Source organism: Streptomyces sp. NPDC005281 (genome assembly GCF_040607495.1).
Taxonomy (GTDB): domain Bacteria; phylum Actinomycetota; class Actinomycetes; order Streptomycetales; family Streptomycetaceae; genus Streptomyces.
This window is the reverse complement of record NZ_JBEXGX010000113.1, coordinates 1-1077: the sequence shown is the minus strand read 5'-3', so window position 1 is coordinate 1077 and position 1077 is coordinate 1. Positions and strand designations below refer to the sequence as shown.

Annotated in this window: 1 protein-coding gene; it reads right to left on the bottom strand. The window is 68.6% G+C overall.

The features are described 5' to 3' along the window. On the bottom strand, positions 1 to 1077 hold a 1077-nt coding region (locus ABZV42_RS42295), incomplete at both ends, for an alpha-amylase family glycosyl hydrolase (RefSeq protein ID WP_356057712.1).

Below are 1077 nucleotides of genomic sequence, written 5' to 3'. Positions count from 1 at the left end.
CAGCGGTGCGATGGTGCGGCCTTCGCGTTCTGCCGACTCCCAGTCGCGTGGGTGCAGCTGGTATTTCTCGGAGTGGAGGTATTCCTCGCTGCCGGGGCGCAGGGGGGTGTTCTCGCAGAGTTCGTAGCCGCTGTAGATGCCCCAGGTGGGGGAGAGGGTGGCGGCGAGGACGGCGCGGAGTTCGAAGGCGGGGCGGCCGCCGTGCTGGAGGAACTCGTGGAGGATGTCGGGGGTGTTGACGAAGAGGTTCGGGCGCATGCGGGCGGCGCTGTCGCCGGAGAGTTCGGTGAGGTACTCGGTGAGTTCTTCTTTGGTGTTGCGCCAGGTGAAGTAGGTGTAGGACTGCTGGAAGCCGATCTCGGCCAGGGTGCGCATCATGGCGGGGCGGGTGAAGGCCTCGGCGAGGAAGATGATGTCGGGGTCGGTCGCGTTGATGTCCGCGATCACCTGTTCCCAGAACACGACGGGTTTGGTGTGGGGGTTGTCGACGCGGAAGATGCGTACCCCGTGGTCCATCCAGTGGCGCAGGACGCGGACGGTCTCGCGGACCAGGCCGGGCATGTCCCGGTCGAAGGCGATCGGGTAGATGTCCTGGTACTTCTTGGGCGGGTTCTCCGCGTGGGCGATGGTGTTGTCGGCGCGGTGGTGGAACCACTCGGGGTGTTTCTCCACCCAGGGGTGGTCGGGGGAGCACTGGAGCGCGAAGTCGAGCGCGATCTCCAGGCCCAGGCCGGCGGCCCGGCGCACGAAGGCGTCGAAGTCCTCGATCGTGCCCAGCGCGGGGTGGATGGCGTCGTGTCCGCCCTCGGGGGAGCCGATGGCCCAGGGCACCCCGGCGTCCTCGGGGCCCGCGGACAGGGTGTTGTCCGGGCCCTTGCGGTGCGTGGTGCCGATGGGATGCACCGGCGGGAGGTAGACGACGTCGAAACCCATCTCCGCGATCGCGGGCAGCCGCTCGGCGGCCGTACGGAACGTGCCGTGCACCGACGGATCCAGCACCCCGCTCTCCGAGCGCGGGAAGAACTCGTACCACGCCCCGAACAACGCCCGCTCCCGCTCCACCAGCAACGGCAACGG